The following is a 371-nucleotide window of genomic DNA, read 5'->3' as shown; positions in this document are numbered from 1 at the left end:
CGGCGGAGAGGGCCAGGGCGCCGGCGGAGAGGGCCAGGGCGCGGGTGACGGCGGCCGCCACGCGGGGCGCGAACGGGTCGGGGCCGGCGGGGGCGGTCGTCGGGCCGGTGGTGAGGACCTCGTACTCCAGCGCCGCCGCCAGGGGGGGCGGGGCCGTGTCGGCCGCGCTCTCGGCGAAGGCGAACATCTCCTCGTGCGAGCCGTGCCACTTCGCGCACAGGTACTGCAGGGCCGCGGGGTGGCAGCCGTAGGGGTGCGGATCGCGGGCGGGCGCCGCGGCCCAGTAGTCGTCGAAGACGGCACGCGGGGCCTGGCTGCCGAGTGCGTGGGTGAGGGCGATGCGCCAGGGGGTGAGGGCGATGCGCCAGGGG

Annotated in this window: 1 protein-coding gene; it reads right to left on the bottom strand. The window is 78.7% G+C overall.

The window, feature by feature from the left end; genetic code table 11:
* On the bottom strand, positions 1 to 371 hold a 371-nt coding region (locus AC1DUE_RS20790; RefSeq protein ID WP_477041289.1), incomplete at both ends, for a hypothetical protein.

The sequence above is a fragment of the Cellulomonas sp. P4_A2 genome (assembly GCF_056402515.1).
The sequence above is the reverse complement of the archived record's forward strand: the minus strand, read 5'-3'. Positions and strand labels throughout refer to the sequence as shown.